The 15,996-nt window shown below is 76.3% G+C and carries 15 protein-coding genes and 1 riboswitch; of the genes, 12 read left to right on the top strand and 3 right to left on the bottom strand.

All coding sequences use genetic code 11. From position 1 onward, the window contains the following. Positions 1 to 312 precede the first annotated feature (312 nt). The 3 genes from ACFY4B_RS39235 to ACFY4B_RS39225 all read right to left on the bottom strand — a co-directional run bounded on the left by ACFY4B_RS39235 (position 313) and on the right by ACFY4B_RS39225 (position 3,491). On the bottom strand, positions 313 to 1,029 hold the full coding sequence (locus tag ACFY4B_RS39235) for an HAD-IA family hydrolase (RefSeq protein WP_079272307.1): 717 nt from the start codon (positions 1,027 to 1,029) through the stop codon (positions 313 to 315). Positions 1,030 to 1,209: 180 nt separating this feature from the next. Further along, a complete protein-coding gene (locus ACFY4B_RS39230) occupies positions 1,210 to 2,316 on the bottom strand; it encodes a Gfo/Idh/MocA family protein (RefSeq protein ID WP_387976096.1) in 1,107 nt (368 codons plus the stop codon). Between the two features lie 8 nt (positions 2,317 to 2,324). After that, positions 2,325 to 3,491 (bottom strand): DegT/DnrJ/EryC1/StrS family aminotransferase, encoded by a 1,167-nt coding sequence (locus tag ACFY4B_RS39225; protein ID WP_387976093.1) that lies wholly within the window; start codon positions 3,489 to 3,491, stop codon positions 2,325 to 2,327. Positions 3,492 to 3,653: 162 nt separating this feature from the next. Here ACFY4B_RS39225 and ACFY4B_RS39220 point away from each other — a divergent pair, with 162 nt between their 5' ends. The 12 genes from ACFY4B_RS39220 (at position 3,654) to ACFY4B_RS39165 (ending at position 15,996) form a co-directional block, all read left to right on the top strand. Further along, positions 3,654 to 4,094: a type II 3-dehydroquinate dehydratase gene (locus ACFY4B_RS39220; RefSeq protein ID WP_074003444.1), complete on the top strand. Its 441-nt coding sequence runs from the start codon at positions 3,654 to 3,656 to the stop codon at positions 4,092 to 4,094. 173 nt (positions 4,095 to 4,267) lie between these two features. Next, positions 4,268 to 5,173 (top strand): ROK family protein, encoded by a 906-nt coding sequence (locus ACFY4B_RS39215; RefSeq protein ID WP_387976091.1) that lies wholly within the window; start codon positions 4,268 to 4,270, stop codon positions 5,171 to 5,173. Positions 5,174 to 5,247: 74 nt separating this feature from the next. Then, positions 5,248 to 6,312, top strand: a complete 1,065-nt coding sequence (locus ACFY4B_RS39210; protein WP_259316404.1) for a 3-dehydroquinate synthase — start codon at positions 5,248 to 5,250, stop codon at positions 6,310 to 6,312. Between the two features lies 1 nt (position 6,313). Then, complete coding sequence (locus tag ACFY4B_RS39205; RefSeq protein WP_387976088.1) at positions 6,314 to 7,192, top strand: shikimate dehydrogenase family protein; 879 nt, start codon at positions 6,314 to 6,316, stop codon at positions 7,190 to 7,192. A 111-nt stretch (positions 7,193 to 7,303) separates the two neighbouring features. Then, positions 7,304 to 7,510: riboswitch (cobalamin riboswitch) on the top strand. Between the two features lie 163 nt (positions 7,511 to 7,673). Beyond that, positions 7,674 to 8,618, top strand: a complete 945-nt coding sequence (locus ACFY4B_RS39200; RefSeq protein WP_387976085.1) for an ABC transporter substrate-binding protein — start codon at positions 7,674 to 7,676, stop codon at positions 8,616 to 8,618. Then, the gene (locus tag ACFY4B_RS39195) at positions 8,615 to 9,694 is read left to right on the top strand and encodes a FecCD family ABC transporter permease (RefSeq protein ID WP_387976082.1); all 1,080 of its coding nucleotides are present in this window, start codon (positions 8,615 to 8,617) and stop codon (positions 9,692 to 9,694) included. Before ACFY4B_RS39200 ends, ACFY4B_RS39195 begins: the two co-directional genes overlap by 4 nt. Continuing rightward, positions 9,691 to 10,509 carry an ABC transporter ATP-binding protein gene (locus tag ACFY4B_RS39190; RefSeq protein ID WP_387976079.1) on the top strand — a complete coding sequence of 273 codons (819 nt, stop codon included), beginning with the start codon at positions 9,691 to 9,693 and terminating at the stop codon, positions 10,507 to 10,509. Before ACFY4B_RS39195 ends, ACFY4B_RS39190 begins: the two co-directional genes overlap by 4 nt. Continuing rightward, on the top strand, positions 10,506 to 11,264 hold the full coding sequence (locus ACFY4B_RS39185) for a ferredoxin (RefSeq protein WP_387976076.1): 759 nt from the start codon (positions 10,506 to 10,508) through the stop codon (positions 11,262 to 11,264). Before ACFY4B_RS39190 ends, ACFY4B_RS39185 begins: the two co-directional genes overlap by 4 nt. A 269-nt stretch (positions 11,265 to 11,533) precedes the next feature. After that, positions 11,534 to 12,640, top strand: coding sequence for a hypothetical protein (locus tag ACFY4B_RS39180; protein WP_387976073.1), 1,107 nt, complete (start codon positions 11,534 to 11,536; stop codon positions 12,638 to 12,640). A 309-nt stretch (positions 12,641 to 12,949) separates the two neighbouring features. Then, a complete protein-coding gene (locus tag ACFY4B_RS39175; protein WP_387976071.1) occupies positions 12,950 to 14,158 on the top strand; it encodes a hypothetical protein in 1,209 nt (402 codons plus the stop codon). A gap of 229 nt (positions 14,159 to 14,387) precedes the next feature. After that, positions 14,388 to 14,639, top strand: coding sequence for a ferredoxin (locus ACFY4B_RS39170; protein WP_387976069.1), 252 nt, complete (start codon positions 14,388 to 14,390; stop codon positions 14,637 to 14,639). Then, positions 14,629 to 15,996, top strand: a complete 1,368-nt coding sequence (locus tag ACFY4B_RS39165) for an NAD(P)/FAD-dependent oxidoreductase (protein WP_387976066.1) — start codon at positions 14,629 to 14,631, stop codon at positions 15,994 to 15,996. The genes ACFY4B_RS39170 and ACFY4B_RS39165 overlap by 11 nt, the downstream gene beginning before the upstream one ends.

The raw sequence follows: 15,996 nt of genomic DNA, 5'->3' as shown, positions 1-15,996 counted from the left end.
TGGGATGGCATTTCCGGGCCGGAATGTCGCGGTACGGAGCCGGCGCAATTGCCGGGCGGCCTTTCCGGGGCGGCCGTACGCGAATTCCCGCCGGTCACAGTCTCGTGCGGCGGGGGCTCCGGGCCGCCCCTATCCGACCCCCTATACGGGCCCTAATCACGGTGGACGGGGCAGGGGTAGCGGGCGCGGCCGGCGGCTGAGCGGTAGGTGGGAACGGCGCCGCCCCGCCGGGCGTGGGCGCGGCGGGGCGGGGCGGGGCGGGCGGCCCGGACCGACCGGTGGGGCGGCCGGGTGGGGCGGGCTCGCGGCCGGTCAGTGGGCCGGGACGGGTTCGGGCAGCAGGGCGAGCAGGTCGTCGGGCCGGCGCAGCACCGCGTCGGGCCGTTCGGCGAGCAGCGCCGCCTCGTCGCTCTCGCCCCACAGCACGGCGATCGCGCCGACCCCGGCGCCCCGGGCGCTCGCCAGGTCGGTGACGGCGTCGCCGACCATGACGGTCCGTTCGGCCGGCACGTCGAGCAGTTCCAGGGCGCGCAGCACGATGTCGGGCGCGGGCTTGGCCCGGGGGACCTCGTCGGAGCCGAGCACGTGGTCGAAGTGGTGCAGCAGGCCGAGCTGGTCGAGCAGCGAGCGGGCCCGGGGGCCGCTCTTGCCGGTGGCCACGGCCAGCCGGATGCCGCGCCGGTTGAGGTCGACGAGCAGCTCCCGCACCCCGGCGTGCACGGTGACCTGGGGGGCGAGCCGGTAGCTCTCCCGGACGAAGGGCTCCTCCAGGGCGAGCGGCAGCCCCATGATCCGCATGATGTCCGGGAAGTAGCGGCCGAGGTGGCGGCAGTACTCCTCGAACGGCGGGTTGCCGTCGCCGACCACCTCCTCGTAGGCGGTGAGGAACGCCCGGCGCATCACGTCGAAGCTGTCGACGATGACGCCGTCGAGGTCGAAGACCACGGCGCGCAGCGGGGAGCGGGCGGCGAGCGCGTGGCCGTCGGGCCCGGTGGTCGGGGCGGTTGCTGCGAGCTGGTCGATCGGCATGGGATCTCCATGGGACGAGGGGCTGCCCGGACGGGTGACCGGGCCTGGCGCCCCGGGGCCGACGGGATGGGCACGGCCTCCGGGGCCGGGGCACGGGGCTGCTCGGGTGGAGCCGCGGCTCGGCGGGGAACGGCGGGAACGGCGGGAACGGCGGGGACGGCAGTCGGACGCCGACGACGGTCAGACGGCGAGCGCCGCGGCCTCGTCGGCGAGCCGCGGCCGCGGGGCGCGGGCCGCCGCGTAGAGCCGCTCGATGACCGAGATGGTGTGGTGGGCGCGCTTCACGGCCGCGCCGCGCGAGGCCGGGTCGGCGAGCACGGCGGGCAGCTCGTCGAGCTGGCGCACGTACTCGGTGCCGACGTCCTCCCCGGGCAGCGGGACCTCGGTGGTGACGCCGTCGCGGGTCCGGGTGAGGCGCGGGACCCGGCGGTTCGGGCTGAAGCCGAAGGTGCACTCCAGGGTCGCGGAACCGGTGGCACCCTCCACGGTGATCCGGGTGGTGTCGACGGACTCGTGGGAGGCCCAGCTCGCCCGCACCGCCACCGAGACGCCGGTGTCGGTGAGCAGGAAGCCGCGGGCGGTGTCCTCGACGTCGCCCGCGCCGTCCGGCCCCTCGGTGCCGCGCCAGCCGGCGCCGCGCCTGCCGTCGTTGACGAAGTCGGCGGAGAGCGAGCCGAGCACCGACGGGAACCGGACGTCGCCGCCGAGCACGGCCTGGGCCGTGTCCAGCAGGTGCCAGCCGAGGTCGACCAGGGCGCCGCCGCCGGAGAGCCGCCGGCTGGTGAACCACCCGCCGGCGTCGGGGACACCGCTGGCGCGGACCCAGGCGAGGTCGACGTGCCGGATCGGGCCGAGGTCCGCCGCCAGCTCCGTGAGAGCGGCGACGTCCGGCCGGTAGCGGGCGGCGCTGCCCGCCAGCAGGACGGTCCCGCCGGTGCGTTCGGCGGCGGCCAGCCGGTCCGCCTCGGCGGAGCTGAGGCAGACCGGCTTCTCCAGGAACACCGGGATGCCGCGGGCGAGCAGGCGTTCGGCCACGGGGGTGTGCAGGTGGTTGGGCACCGCGACGACCGCGAGGTCGACGTCGGGGCCGAGCAGGTCGGCGTCGGCGAGGAGCGCGGCGCCGGCCGGCACGTGCTCCGCGCCGCCGGGGCCGGGCTCGACGACGGCGGTGACCTGGTAGGCCGGGTGGGCCGTCAGGCGGGGCAGCCAGATGGTGCGGCCCGCCCACCCTAGGCCGACGACGGCCACCCGCACCGGGGCGTCCGGCCCCCGTCCGGCGGTGCTCACCCGCGCGTTCACACCGCGGCCAGGGCGTCGGCGATGATCTGGGCGGTGTCCTCGATCGCCCGCTCGCTCGCGAGGAGGGTGCGGTGGTGCAGCCAGATGCCGTCGGCGGTGAGCGCCTCGCTGTTGGGGCAGGCCTTGGCCAGCGCGTCGACGGTGGTGTCGGGCGCGGCCGACTCCCAGAAGCCGTCCGAGCGGTAGATGGCGCGGAAGACCACGAAGGCGGGCAGGCCGCGCGCGATCAGGTCGTCGACCAGGGCGTTGCGCCGGTCCTCGCCGAGGCCGGGCACCCGGAACATCGCCATGTAGTGCGGGACGCGGTCGGCCCGCTCGTCGTGGCCCTGCGGCACCACGCCGGGGATCTCCGTCAGCAGGCTCTTGAGCAGCTTGGCGCGCTCCTCGCGGACGCTGATCTGGCCGTCCAGGCGGGCGAGCTGGGCGCGCAGCACGCTCGCGGAGAACTCGTTGAGCCGGAAGTTGGAGCCGGAGGTCTGGTGGTAGTACTTCCGGTCCGTCGGCGGGCGGCCGCAGCTGTGCCGCAGGAACGCCTCGTCGTACTGGGCGGTCTCCGGGAAGGTGACGGCGCCGCCCTCGCCGGCCGTCATCAGCTTGCCGTTCTGGAAGCTGAACGCGGCGATCGAGCCCAGCTCGCCGACCCGGCGGCCGCGCCAGCGGGCGCCGTGGGCGTGCGCGGCGTCCTGCACGATCGAGACGCCCGACTCGGCGGCGAGCTTGTCGAGGGCGTCCAGGTCGGCGATCTGGCCGGCGATGTGGACGGGCATGATCGCCCGGGTCCGCGGGGTGATCGCGGCGGCGGCCGCCTCGGGGCTCAGGTTGTAGGTGTCGAGGTCGATGTCGACCGGCACCGCGGTGGCGCCGAGCCGCTGGGCGGCCTGGGAGGAGGAGATGAACGTGAACGCGGGCACGATGACCTCGGTGCCCGGGCCGACACCGAGCAGCTGGAGGGCGATCTCCAGCGCGTGGGTGCCGTTGGTGACGGCGAGCGCCTTGGCGGCGCCGTGGTACTCGGCGAACTCCTGCTCGAAGGTGTCGACCTCCTTGCCGCCCATCCGCCACCACTGGCCCTGCTCCAGGGCCCTGAGCAGTCCTTCGCGCTCGGCATCGTCGTACTGGGGCCAGACCGGGAACTCCGGGGCCGGACGTCCTTGGGCACTCATGATTCCGCGCAGCCTTTCCTGTCGGGGGGACCGTGGAACGGGACGCTAACCCAGGAAATCCGGCCCGTCACCTCCCCTACGCACCCCCCTACAAAGCCCTTGTCCTGCAGTTCGGCAACCCGCTCCGGTTTCGTCCGGGGAATTCGCTGCTATAACCGGAATATGAGCGAACTGCTATTGCTGAACGGCCCCAATCTCGGGATTCTCGGCCGCCGCGAGCCGGAGGTCTACGGCACCGACACCCTGGCCGACATCGAGGCCGCGGTCGCCGCCGAGGTGGCCGGCCGGGGCTGGAAGGTGGTCTCCGTCCAGCGCGAGTCCGAGGGCCAGCTGATCGAGGCGGTGCAGGACGCCTGGGACGGCTCCGTCGGGGCGATCGTGAACCCGGGCGCGCTGATGATCGCCGGCTGGGGCCTGCGCGACGCGCTCGCCGCCTACCCGCGACCGTTCGTCGAGGTGCACCTGTCCAACGTCTGGGCGCGCGAGTCCTTCCGGCACGAGTCGGTACTGGCGCCGATCGCCTCGGGCGTGATCGTCGGGCTCGGCGCGCTCGGCTACCGGCTCGCCGCGCAGGCGCTGCTGGCGAAGGTCCCGGCGTCCTGATGGGCTTCGCGACGGGCGCCCCGGCAGGGGGCACCACCACGACGCGGGCCGCGGCGGCGCCGGGCCCCGCGGTTCAGGCTCCGACGGCTCAGGGCCCCGCGGCCCAGGGCCCAACGCCGCAGGCCCCGACGGCTCAGGCCCCCACGGCTCAGGCCCCGACGGCCGCCCGGGGCGTGCTCGGCATCGACATCGGCGGCACCAAGGTCGCGCTGCGCGCCGAGGACGGCCCGCCCGGCGGGCCGGTCCGCACCGAGGAGGCCGTACTGCGCTGGCCCGGCGCCCGGGTGGCCGGCGCCTACGCCGACTGGACGGCGCTGGCCGGCACGGTCGCCGACCTGCGCGAGCGCTGGGAGGGCGACTTCGCGGCGGTCGGGGTGGCCGTGCCCGCGACCCTCGGCCCGGACGGCCGGGTGCTCGCCTGGCCCGGCCGCCCCGACTGGCGCGGCTTCGACCTCGTCCCGGCGCTGCGGCGGCTCTTCCCCGCCGCCGCCCTGGCCTGGGCGGACGACGGTGATCTCGCCGCGCTCGCCGAGGCGATGCACGCCGGGACCGGGCACGTGGTCTACCTGGGTGTCGGGACGGGCGTCGGCGGCGGCGTCGTGCACGGCGGCGCGCCGCTGCCGGGCCCGGGGCGCGGCTCCTGCGAGGCGGGCCACCTGATCGTCGACCGCCGGGGCCCGGTCTGCGACTGCGGGCGGCGCGGCTGCCTGCAGGCCACCGCCTCCGGTCCGGCGACCCTGCGGCGCGCGGAACTGCTGCGCGGCGCGCCGGTCGAGTACCCCGAGCTGCGGTCCGGGCTGGCCGAGGGCGCGCCGTGGGCGGTGGAGGCCGTCGAGGAGACCTGCGCCGCGCTGGCGGCCGCGGCCGTCTCGCTCGGCGAGCTGTTCCACCCCGAACTGACCGTGCTGGGCGGCGGGTTCGCCGACGGACTGCCCGGCTTCACGGCGCGGGTGGAGGCGCACGCCGCCGCGCTGGCCCGCCCCGGCGGCCCGGTCCCCGCGATCCGGCCGGCCGTGCTCGGCGGGCTGTCCTCGCTGCACGGCGCCCTCGCGCTGGCGCGGCTGCAGCCCGCGGCCTGAAGCTCACCCGGCCACACCCCCATCGAGCGACACCGCACCGCACACCATCTCACCGACCAGCCCTGGGAGCCGAGTTGACCACGACAGAAACCCTCGTCCGCACGGACGGCGGGCTGCGGCGCATCGACGTGGAGCTGGGTGAGCGCGGCTACCCGGTGCTGATCGGCCCCGGCGCCCGCCACCGGCTGGCCGGGGTGCTCGCGGGGATCGGCGCCCGGCGGGTCGCGGTGGTCAGCGCCCGGCCCGCCGAGTGGCTGCCCGACACCGGTCTCGACACCCTGGTGGTGGAGGCGAAGGACGGCGAGGAGGGCAAGTCCCTCGCCTGGGTGGCCGAACTGTGCAGCCGCTTCACCGCGTTCGGCCTGGGCCGGGCGGACGCCGTGGTCTCCTGCGGCGGCGGCACCACCACCGACGCGGTCGGGCTCGCCGCCGCGCTGTACCACCGGGGCGTGCCCGTGGTGCACCTGCCCACCTCGCTGCTGGCCCAGGTCGACGCGAGCGTCGGCGGCAAGACGGCGGTGAACCTCCCGGAGGGCAAGAACCTGGTGGGCGCTTACTGGCAGCCGTCCGCCGTGCTCTGCGACACCGACTACCTCGACACCCTCCCGCCGCGCGAACGCGTCAACGGCTACGGGGAGATCGCCCGCTGCCACTTCATCGGCGCCGGGGACCTCCGCCACCTGCCGCTGCCCGAGCAGATCGCCGCGAGCGTCGCCCGCAAGGCCGCCGTAGTGGCCGCCGACGAGCGCGACACCGGGCTGCGGCACATCCTCAACTACGGCCACACCCTGGGCCACGCGCTGGAACGCGCCACCGACTTCCGGCTGCGCCACGGCGAGGCGGTCGGCGTCGGCACGGTCTTCGCCGGCCGGCTGGCGGGCGCGCTCGGCCGGATCGGCCCCGAGCGGGTCGCCGAGCACCACGAGGTGGTCGCCCACTACGGGCTGCCGACCGCACTGCCGCCCGAGGTCGGCACCGGGGCGCTGATCGCCCTCATGCGGCTGGACAAGAAGGCCGTCGACGGGCTCTCCTTCGTCCTGGACGGCCCGCGCGGCGCCGAACTCGTCAGCGACGTCCCCGAGTCACTGGTCGCCCGCACGCTGGACGCCATGCCGCGCGCCGCCGCCGGGGAGGCCTGAGATGTCCCTTCACCCCGACCTGCCGGCCGCCGACGCACCGATCCCCGACGCACCGGCCGCCGACGCACCCGACGCGCCGGCCGCCCGTCCGCCGATCTCCGGCCGCACCCGGCTGTTCGCGGTGCTCGGCGACCCGGTCGCGCAGGCCAAGGCGCCCGCCCTGCTCAACCCGCTGTTCGCGGCGAGCGGCGTGGACGCCGTGCTCGTCCCCGTGCACGCCCCGGCGGACCGGCTGGACGAGGTCGTCCGAGGGCTGAAGGCCGTCGCCAACCTGGACGGGCTGCTGGTCACCGTCCCGCACAAGCTGGCGATGTGCGGGCACGCCGACGAACTCAGCGACGCCGCCGCCCTGTTGGGCAGCACCAACGCGCTGCGCCGCGAGCCGGACGGCCGCTGGTACGGCGACAACTTCGACGGCGCCGGGTTCGTCCGGGGCCTGGCCGCCGCCGGGCACCACCCGGCCGGGCTGCGGGTGGCGCTGGCCGGCGCCGGGGGCGCGGGGCTCGCCATCGCCGCCGCCCTGCTCGCCGAAGGAGCCGCCGCACTCACCGTCACCGATCCCGACCGGGGCCGGGTGGACGCCCTGCTGGAGCGGCTCGGCACCCGCTGGCCCGGCCGCGTGGCCGCCGCCCCGCGCCCGCCCGCCGACGTCGACCTCGCGGTCAACGCCACCCCGCTGGGCCTGGACCCGGCCGACCCGCTCCCCTTCGACCCGGCACCGCTGGCGCCCGGCGCGCTGGTCGCCGACATCATCATGACGCCCGCCGAGACCCCGCTGCTGCGCACCGCCGCCGCCCTCGGCCTCGCCACCCACCCCGGCATCCACATGCTCGCCGAGCAGCTGCCGCTCTACCGCTCCTTCTTCCGCCTTCCGGGGTGATCCCCCGTCCCTCCGGAGCCGGCCGACCCCGTGGCCGTTCCCTCCCCCATCCCCGCAAACGATCCAAACGATCATCCCACCGGCCGGTCGCCACCGACCTGACCACGCCTGATAGCGTGCCATCGCCGTGGTGTTCGGGAAACCGGTCTGAGTCCGGTGCGGCCCTCGCCACTGTTACCGCGGAGTTCCGCGGCCCTCGCTGACCGGCTTTCGCCAGCGGTCAGGGCCACTGGGCGGGCTGGGAGAGCCGCTCGGGAAGGTCGGTCGCGGCGTGTTGATGCGGAAGCCAGGAGACCGGCCACGGCGCGACATGTTCCACGAGGGTTTTGGAGAACACGTGCCCAGCGGTCAGCCGTACCCGCATCCGGTCCGATCCATACGTTCCATGCGCTCCGCGCGCTCCATGCGTCCTGTACATCCCGTATGTCCCACAGGTCCGACACGTGTCGGCCGGGCCGTCGCGGCCCTGCTGTTCGTCGGTGTGGTCGGAGGTTGCGCGGGCGCCCCCGCGCCCGCCGCGTCCGGCGGGGCGACCGGGAGCGCCGCGCCGGTCAGCGTGGACAACTGCGGGACCACCGTGACGGTCGGCGCGCCGCCCGAGCGGCTGGTGACGCTCAACCAGGGTGCCACCGAGGTGGCCCTGGCCCTCGGCCTGCAGTCCCGCATGGCCGGTACCGCCTACCTCGACGACTCCGTCCCGGAGAAGTGGAAGGCCGCCTACGACTCCGTCCCGGTGCTCTCCAAGAAGTACCCGACGAAGGAGAACCTCCTCGCGGCCCGTCCCGACTTCCTGTACGCCTCCTACTCCAGCGCGTTCACCGACAAGGTCGCGGGCACCCGGGAGGAGCTGCGCGGCCAGGGCGTCCCGTCGTACCTGTCCCCGTTCGGCTGCTCGGACAAGAGCCAGGTGCCGCCGACGACCTGGCAGGCGGCGTGGGGCGAGCTGAACGACGTCGCCAAGGTCTTCGGCGTCCCGGAGCGGGCCGCCGCGATCCAGCGGCAGCAGGAGCAGCAGCTGGCGCAGTTCACGGCGACGGCCGCGGGCAAGGGCCTGAAGGTCCTCTGGTTCGACTCGGACACCAAGACGCCGTACGTCGGCACCGGCCAGGGCGGACCCCAACTCGTGCTCGACGCCGTGGGCGCCCGCAACGTCTTCGGGGACCTGCCCGGCAGTTGGCAGAACGTGAGCTGGGAGAAGGTCGTCGCGGCGGACCCGGACGCCATCGTGGTCGCGGACGCCGACTGGGACACCGCCCAGTCCAAGATCGACTACCTGGAGAACGACCCGGTCCTGAGCAAGCTCACCGCCGTGCAGCGCAAGGCCTTCGTGACGGTGCCGTTCTCCGAGTCGACACCCGGCGTGCTGCTCGCCGACGGTGCCGCCCGGGTGTCCGACGGGCTGGGCCGACTGCACCCGGCTTCATGACCGCCGCGCCCCACCCCGTCGCGCGGCCCGCTGGTCCGGGCCGCGCGACGGCGGCCCTGGCCGTCGCCGCGGCCCTGCTCCTGAGCACCCTGCTCCTCGGCCTGGCCGTGGGCTCGCAGCACGAGTCGGTCCGGACGGTGATCGAGGTCGTGGCGCGCCGTCTCGGGCTGGGCGACCCGCACGTGACGCTGCTGGACGACCAGATCGTCTGGCAGCTGCGGCTGCCCCGGGTGCTGGGGGCGGCCGCCACCGGCGCCGGCCTCGCGGTCTGCGGCGCGGTGCTGCAGACGCTGACCGGGAACGACCTGGCCGATCCCTTCCTGCTCGGGATCTCGGACGGAGCCGCCGCCGGCGCGGTCACCGTGATCGTCCTCGGCGTCGGCGTGTCCGGCGCCGTGGGCACGGGCGCGGTGGCGACGGCGGCCTTCGCCGGCGCCCTGCTCGCCGCCGTCGTCGTCCTGGCCCTGGCCGGCGCGCGCACCCGGTCGCTGCCCACCGCCCGGACCGTGCTCGCCGGCATCGCGGTGGGCCAGATGTGCGGGGCCTACACCTCGTTCGTGGTGATGGTCCTCGGGGACCGCGACGCGGCGCGCGGTGTCATGGAGTGGACCCTGGGCTCGGTCGCCGGCGTGCGGTGGCCCACGGCCGTCTTCCTGCTGGCGGTCGCGCTGGTGGGTGTCACGGTCCTGGCCTCCTCGGCCCGCGACCTGGACGCCTTCGCCTTCGGCGAGACCGCCGCCCGCTCCCTCGGCGTCCACGTCGAGCGCACCCGCTGGGTCCTCGTCGCCACCGCCGCGCTGGTGACCGCGTGCCTGGTCGCCAACACCGGCGTCATCGGGTTCCTCGGCCTGGTCGTCCCGCACGTGGTCCGCCTCGTCTGCGGTCCGCGCCACGCCCTCCTGCTGCCCGTGTCGGCGCTGGTCGGCGCGTCCCTCCTGGTGGGCAGCGATGTCGTGGCGCGCTCGGTCCTCCCCGACCGGGAGATCCCCGTCGGCGTCGTCACGGCCGGGCTCGGAGCGCCGTTCTTCGCCTGGCTGCTGTGGCGCCAGGGGCGGGCCGACGGGAGGGCGCAGTGACGACGACGCCCCCTGTCGGGCTGCGCGCGGAGGGACTCGGTGTCCGCGTCGGCGGAGCCACCCTGCTGGACGCGGTCTCGATCGCCTTCCGCCCCGGCCGGATCACGGGCCTGCTCGGGCCCAACGGCGCCGGGAAGACCACCCTGCTGCGCGCGGTCGCCGGACTGACCCGGCCGAGCGCGGGCCGGGTCCTCCTGGACGGCGAGGACCTCCACGCGCTCACGGCCCGCCGGCGGGCACGACGGGTGGCCTTCATGGAGCAGCAGGCGGACACCCGACTGTCGCTGACGGTCCGTCAGGTCATCGAACTCGGACGCACGCCGCACCGCGGCCGCTGGCCCGTGCCGACGGACTCCGCCGCCGACACCCACGAGCGGTCCGTGGTCGCCGACGCCGTCGCCGCGGCCGACGTCGGCCACCTGCTCGACCGCTCCTGGCCGACGCTGTCGGGCGGCGAGCGGCAGCGGGTCCAGCTCGCGCGGGCGCTGGCACAGGAGCCCGACGTGCTGCTGCTCGACGAGCCCACCAACCACCTCGACCTGCGCCACCAACTCGGCTTCCTCGAAACCGTCCGCGGGCTGGGCATCACCACGGTCGCCGCGCTGCACGACCTCGAACTCGCCGCCGCCTACTGCGACGAGGTCGCCGTCCTGCTCGACGGCCGGCTGGTCGCCCACGGGCCCGGCTCCGAGGTGCTCACCTCGCGCACGATCGCGGAGGTCTACGGCGTCGACGTCACCGTGGAACGGCACCCCCGGCACGACAGACCGCACATCCGGTGGAACGGACTGCTCCACGAAAGGACGACGCCATGACCTCCCCCGCCCCGGACGCCTCCGCCCTGGATGCCCGCGCCCGCCGCAGTGCCGTGGTCCTGGTCGGCATGTCGGCCGGGGAGGCCGTCCGTCGTGACGAACTCCTCCGGGCGGCGGCGTCGCACCGGGCCTCGATCGCGTTCCTGCAGCTGGCGGACCCGTCCCTGTCGGCCGAGCTGACCAGGCTGGCCGACGCGGGCACCGGGACCGTGGTCCTGGTCGGCGTCCGCCTCACGGCTTCCGGCCCGGGCCAGTCCTGGCTACGGCGGATCGCCGCGTACTGGTGGCGCGAGCGCGCGGGCCACCGTCCCGAACTCCTCGTCGCCACCCGCCTCGCCGACTCGCCGGACGCGGTCGCCACGGTGGCCGCGGCGACGAAGGCCGTCACCGGCACGGAGCCCGGCCTCACCTCCGCGGCCTGGGAGGAGGTGCCCGGCCACCGGCACCAGGTCATGGTGTGCCGCGGCCCGCGCTGCGCGGCCAAGGGCGTGGAGGAGGGACTGCGCGCCCTGGTCCAGGGACTGACCGAGCAGGGCCTCGGCGACGACGACGTGCTCGTCACCCAGACCGGCTGCCAGTTCCCCTGCAACCAGGCCCCCGTCGTCAGCGTCCAGCCGGACGACGTCTGGTACGGGAACGTCGACCCGGCCACCGCCGCCCTCATCGTCACCGAGCACCTCGCCGGCGGACGACCGGTCGAGTCCCACCGCCTCACCCGCCACCGGAGAGAGCGGGCGGACCACCACGACGGCTGACCGCGGCCACCGGCCCGGGAGCGGGGCGCACTCCGTTCCCGGGCCGCCGCGACGCGTCCGCCGGACGGGCCGTCACCACGTGGTCCCGAGACCGGTCCGCCCGGTCGAACCCCGCCCCCCGTGTGGGGCGCCATGGACTGCGGGCGGGGCGCGCGCCGGAGCCGAGCAACCGGTCGGCGTAGCCAGGGGGGCGGTGCGTCTGAATGATGGAATGCATGTGCGCTCTTCGTAGTCGTAGAACTCCTTTGCGTTACGGACTTTCCGGAGTCGTGGCGTCGGCCATCGCCGTGCTGCCGTGCGGCCCGGCCGTGGCGGCCGCGGCCGTCGCCCCCGTCGCGGCGCCTCACGGCGAGCAGGGCTTCCCGGCGACCGCCAGGTTCGTGGTTCCGGACGGGGTCACCCAGCTGACCATCCACCTCTGGGGCCGGGGCGGCGAGGGGGCGGGCGGCGGCGGTGGAGGCGGGGGCGGAGGTGGAGGCGGCGGCGGCGAGTACGCACTGCTGGTCGGCAACCCCGTCAAGGGTGGTGGCGGTGGCGGGGGCGCCGGAGGCAGCGGCGGCGGAGGCGGCGGGGGTGGCGGCAGCGGCGGCTACGCGGAGTGCACCACCAGCGTCACCGCGGGACAGACCTTCGAGGTCTACGTGGCCACGGCGGGCCGCCGGAACCCCGGTGGCGGCGGCGGATCGGGCGGTGGTGGCGGCGCGGCCGGGACCTTCCTCACCAGCGGCCGGGCCGGCGTCACCGGCGCGAGCGGTGGCAGCGGAAGCATCAGCACCTTCGTTACGGTCACCTCCGTCGTCGGGCCCGACGACTACGTCGAGGCGGGCGCCGGCGGCAACGGAGGCTCCGGCGGCTCGGGCTCCGGCGGACGGTCCGGGCAGGGCGGCGAGAACGGCAAGCTCGGCGGTTCCGGCGGCGCCGGCGGGGCGGGCGGCGCGCCCGTGGGCCCGAGCGCGGGCGGCGGTGGCGGCGCGGCAGGGGCCGGTGACGCGAGCTCCTGCTCCGGCACGGGCATGGCGCTGGCCGGCAACCCCGGTGCCGCGGGCGGGTCCGGTGCCGCGGGCGTCGGCGGGATCACCGGCGGTCAGGGCACGTCGGGGAACCCCGGGTCGGGCGAGTACGGCGGCCCGGGCGGCACCGGCGGGGCGGGCTCCGCCGGTGGCGCCCCGCCGGTGACCGCCGTCACCCCGCCCGCCGGCATCGGTGCCGGCGGAAGCGGGGGAACCGGCAGTGCCGGCGGGGCGGGAGGCCGGGGAGGGAACGGCGGAGGCCCGGCCCCCTACCCGAACCCGCAGTCGGGCGGTCACGGGACCTCGGGCACCGGCGGCCAGCCAGGCGGACCGGCCGGCCCCGGCTACGTCCTGATCACCTGGTAGGAACCCGCCGGTCGGGGCCTTCGCCGAACACCGCCCTGCGAAGGCCCCGACCGACGGACCGGCTCCGGTGAGCAGCCGGTGTCCGGGACGACGACCTCGCGACCAGGGCCGGGCCCCGCGCCGCGACCACCAGCCGGACCACTCCGCCGCCACGGTACGAGCCGGCCCCACGGACCGGTCCGCACGGTGACCGGCCCGGAGACCCGGGCCCTGGCGGAACCGAGCGCGGGTCGCACCCGCGGGCCCGTCAGCGCCCTCCCCCCAGAACTCTCACGGAACCCTGAACCCTCCTCATGGAAGGCGAACACCATGCGCGACACGAACCACGCACCCGTTCCGACGGCCGGGGCCGGATCGCCCAGGCGGTCCGGAAGGCGCCTGATCGGTACCGCGAGCGTGCTGGCGCTGGGCTGGAGCACGCTCTGCGGTCCGCTGCCGGTGGCCTCGGCGGCCCCGACCGCGCCCACGGCCTCGAAGCCGGCGGCCAAGGCCGCGGGCGGTTCCCAGCTCTTCACCACCCCGGGGCTGGACTACTTCACCGTCCCGGCGGGAGTGACGTCCCTGACGGTCTCGCTCTGGGGAGCGGGCGGACCCGGCGGTGGCGGTGGTGGCGGCGGTGGTGCGGGCGGCGGAGGCGGCGGGGCGAGCGCCGGCGGCGACACGGGCGGTGCCGGCGGCGGGGGTGGCGGAGGCGGCGGCGGGGGCGGCGGGGGCCAGGGCGGCCAGGCCGGTACGTTCGTCACCTGCCGGCTGGACTTCGGGGGCCTGCGGGTCGACAACCTGGAGGTCAACGTCGGCGAGCCGAGGGGGGCGACCGCCGGCGGGGCGGGCGGGTCCAGCGGGTCGGGCGGCCCCGGGGACAACAAGGACGGCGGCAACGGGGGCAACGGCGCGAACGGCCAGGCCAACCCCGACCCCGCGTTCGCGGCCGACACCTACGTCTCCGCACGGTTCGTGATCCCCCTGCCCTACCTCGCGATCGCCACCGGTGGCGGCGGAGGGCACGCGGGCGGGCGCGGTGGCGGTGGCACGGGCGGCGGCGGCGCGGGCGGCTTCCTCGAACCGTACGGCAAGGGCGGGTCCGGAGGCGGTGCCGGCAGCGGAGGCTCCGGTGCTCCCGGCATCGGCCAGCAACCCTTCTGCTACGGCCCGGGGGAACAGACCACCGTCGGGGCCGTCGGCGTCAACGGCAACTCGGCGGGCTCCGGAGGCGGCGGCGACAACGGTGAGGGCGCCCTCCCCGGCGGTGTCGGCGGGTTCGGCGGCAGCGGCGGGTCCGGCGGGTACTCCGGAGGGGGCGGCACGGGCGGCTCGGCCATCGTGTCCGGCGGCTACGCGTTCGGCGCCGGCGGCCGGGGCGGCGACGGCGGGCCCGGCCACAGGGCAGGCGACGGAGGCCAGGGCGGTACGCCCGGAGTCAACGGCGGCGATCCGCAGAGCGGGGGCCCCGGCCCGCACGGCGAGAACGGCACGGGCGGAGCCCTCGGCGGAAACGGGGCCGTACTCATCCAGTGGTGACCGCGCCACCCAGCTGACACTGCCCGGCTCCGGGACCTCCACTCGGAGGACGTCGAGCACGGGAGCGACGGTCCGCACCGCGTGGTGCGGACCGTCGCTCCCGTCGTTGCCGACGCCGCGCACCGGCGCGGGCGGCCACGCTCCGCGACCCCTCCCGCGGAGCACCCCCGGGCGCGCGGCCGGGGCGGCGGCGGTAGGACGGATACGGACCCGGCCGGGAGGAGTGTCCGTGAAGATCGTCGTCGACCTCAACCGCTGCCAGGGCTACGCGCAGTGCGCGTTCCTCGCGCCCCGGGTGTTCGAGCTGCACGGCGAGGAGGCCCTGATGTACACCCCGCAGCCCCCCGACGGGCAGCGGGAGCGCGTCCTGCGGGCCGCTGCGGCCTGTCCGGTGCAGGCCATCCTGGTCGAGGACCTCGACGGGGCCGGGGCCGTCGGCCCAGACAGCCCCGGCCGGGAGGGCCGGTCCGGTGTGCGGTGACCTCCGGAGCGGCCGGATCGTCGTCGTCGGCGCCTCGCTGGCCGGGCTGCGCGCCGCGGAGACGCTGCGCGACGAGGGCTTCGCCGGGCGGCTGACCGTGGTCGGCGAGGAGCGCCGACCGCCGTACGACCGTCCGCCGCTGTCCAAGCAGGTGCTGCTCGGGCGGGTGCGCGCCGGGGAGACCGCGCTGCCGCGCCGCCGCGAGGTGGACGCGGACTGGCGGCTCGGCGTCCGCGCGACCGGCGTGGACGGGGCGGCCAGGCAGGTGCTGCTCGCGACCGGCGAACGGCTGCCGTACGACCGGCTGCTGATCGCGACGGGCACCCGGGCCAGGCCCTGGCCGGACCCCGCGCAGGCCGCCCTCGACGGGGTGTTCACCCTGCGCACCGCCGACGACGCGGCCGGGCTGGCCGAGCGGCTGGCGGCCGGCCCGCGGCGGGTGCTGGTGATCGGTGCCGGATTCACCGGCTCCGAGATCGCCTCCGCCTGCCGGGAACGCGGCGTGGCGGTGACGGTCGCGGAGCGCGGCCCCGCCCCGCTGGTCGGCGCCCTCGGCGGGGCCTTCGGCGCCTTCGCGGCCAAGGTCCAGCGCGCCCACGGGGTCGACCTGCGCTGCGGGGTGACCGTCACCGCGCTCCACAGCCGGGACGGTCGGCTCACCGGGGCCGAGCTCTCCGACGGCAGCCGGATCGAGGCGGACGTCGCCGTGGTCGCCCTGGGGGCCGTCCGCAACACCGAGTGGCTGGCCGACTCCGGGCTCGCCGCCGGTCGGCGCGGCATCGCCTGCGACGCCGGCTGCCGTGCCTTCGACATGTACGGGATCGTCACCGACGACGTCTTCGTCGCGGGTGATGTCGCCCGCTTCCCGCACCCGCTCTTCGAGTACCAGCTGCTCTCCCTCGAACACTGGGGCAACGCGGTCGCCCAGGCCGCGGTGGCGGCCCACAACATGGTCAACCCGGGGCCGCGGCGGCTGCCGCACCTGAGCGTGCCCGCCTTCTGGTCCAGCCAGTTCGGCCTCAACATCAAGTCCGTCGGCGTGCCGACCTTCTCCGACCACGTGGTGGTCGCCCAGGGCTCGCCGGAGGAGCGGCGGTTCGTCGCGGTCTACGGGTACCGGGGCCGGATCACGGCCGCCGTGAGCGTGAACCGGGCCAAGTGGCTGGAGCACTACCAGGGGCTGATCGAGACCGCCGCCCCGTTCCCGCCCGACTGGGTCGGCGTGGAGCCTCCGCCCTCCCGTACCCCCGTCCCGTCCGACGTGCCCGATCCGAAGGTGCTCTCGCACGGTCCCACCGTCGCGCTCACCGGTCACCTGCCCGACCGGCGGCTGACCTTTCGGCGCTGGGACGGCTGA

It is taken from the genome of Kitasatospora sp. NPDC001261 (assembly GCF_042896795.1).
In the GTDB taxonomy this organism is placed as follows: domain Bacteria; phylum Actinomycetota; class Actinomycetes; order Streptomycetales; family Streptomycetaceae; genus Kitasatospora.
The sequence above is the reverse complement of the archived record's forward strand: the minus strand, read 5'-3'. Positions and strand labels throughout refer to the sequence as shown.

What these genes read in the sequence shown, in the direction of transcription:
- ACFY4B_RS39235 (WP_079272307.1), bottom strand. Translation starts at nt 1,029, where the DNA reads ATGCCGATCGACCAGCTCGCAGCAACCGCCCCGACCACCGGGCCCGAC.
- ACFY4B_RS39225 (WP_387976093.1), bottom strand. Translation starts at nt 3,491, where the DNA reads ATGAGTGCCCAAGGACGTCCGGCCCCGGAGTTCCCGGTCTGGCCCCAG.
- ACFY4B_RS39220 (WP_074003444.1), top strand. Translation starts at nt 3,654, where the DNA reads ATGAGCGAACTGCTATTGCTGAACGGCCCCAATCTCGGGATTCTCGGC.
- ACFY4B_RS39205 (WP_387976088.1), top strand. Translation starts at nt 6,314, where the DNA reads ATGTCCCTTCACCCCGACCTGCCGGCCGCCGACGCACCGATCCCCGAC.
- ACFY4B_RS39195 (WP_387976082.1), top strand. Translation starts at nt 8,615, where the DNA reads ATGACCGCCGCGCCCCACCCCGTCGCGCGGCCCGCTGGTCCGGGCCGC.
- ACFY4B_RS39185 (WP_387976076.1), top strand. Translation starts at nt 10,506, where the DNA reads ATGACCTCCCCCGCCCCGGACGCCTCCGCCCTGGATGCCCGCGCCCGC.
- ACFY4B_RS39175 (WP_387976071.1), top strand. Translation starts at nt 12,950, where the DNA reads ATGCGCGACACGAACCACGCACCCGTTCCGACGGCCGGGGCCGGATCG.